The 838-nt window shown below is 53.0% G+C and carries 2 protein-coding genes; both read right to left on the bottom strand.

The genetic code is table 11. The annotated features are described in order from the left end of the window. Nucleotides 1–539 (bottom strand): terminase large subunit domain-containing protein (locus AACS92_RS02070; protein WP_241538048.1); only part of this gene is annotated, 539 nt, incomplete at its 3' end. Beyond that, nucleotides 536–838 (bottom strand): phage terminase small subunit P27 family (locus AACS92_RS02065; protein WP_099112033.1); only part of this gene is annotated, 303 nt, incomplete at its 5' end. The genes AACS92_RS02070 and AACS92_RS02065, both read right to left, overlap by 4 nt.

Raw genomic sequence — 838 nt, 5'->3', positions numbered from 1 at the left:
GCATTCACTTCAATGCCGAATGCCTCCATCAGCAATGGCGTGCGCTTGCACATCAATCTCGCGGGACGGAACACTTCCCACGCCTGTTTCTCCGTGGTCGCGCCGGAATAAACCTCCGCGCCGAATTCGTCATCACAGGTAAAGCAATAGAGGGCGACGCCGGCTGAAATGGCGGATTTGCCATTTTTACGCGGAATTTCGGTATACACTTCCCGAAAGCGTCGTAACCGGCTGCCTTTATGTACCCAGCCAAAGGCCGAGCAGACAATAAATAACTGCCACGGCTCCAGTGTGATCGGCATCCGCTTAAACGCCCATTCACCCTTGGTGTGTGGCAGGAGCTGGATAAATTTCGCGGCACGTTCGGCCAGCGCTTTATCGAACCGATATTTGAATAGCTTGCTCTTTTCCTGATTCAGATTATCCAGATGCCGCTGACAGGCCTCTCTGACGTAGCGACTAACGTCAATTTTGCCGCGCACCACATCACGGGCATATTGGTTCGCCGCATTGACATTCAGGTAAGATTTACAGCTCATGATGCAATCATCCTCATAAACGGATTGTCCGTTTTAGCCTGACCTGCCGCCCCAATCAGACGCTGACGGCTGCTCGGATCGAGTCCCAACATCGAGCCGGTGGTATCCATTTCAGCCTGTTGCTCTTTTTTGGCAGTCAGCTCCGGGTTTTTAATTGGCCCGCCGGTTGCACCGATCACGGTATTGCCCTGCCGGGCGATATTCATCACAGCATTGCGCCAGAACTGGTAAGCCACACACCAGCGTTCCAGTACCACAAGATCCGTGACACACAGTAATCCCTGTGCGCATAATTCCTT

Origin of the sequence: Xenorhabdus sp. KJ12.1 (assembly GCF_963876495.1) — a bacterium.
In the GTDB taxonomy this organism is placed as follows: Bacteria; Pseudomonadota; Gammaproteobacteria; order Enterobacterales; family Enterobacteriaceae; genus Xenorhabdus; species Xenorhabdus stockiae.
The sequence above is the reverse complement of the archived record's forward strand: the minus strand, read 5'-3'. Positions and strand labels throughout refer to the sequence as shown.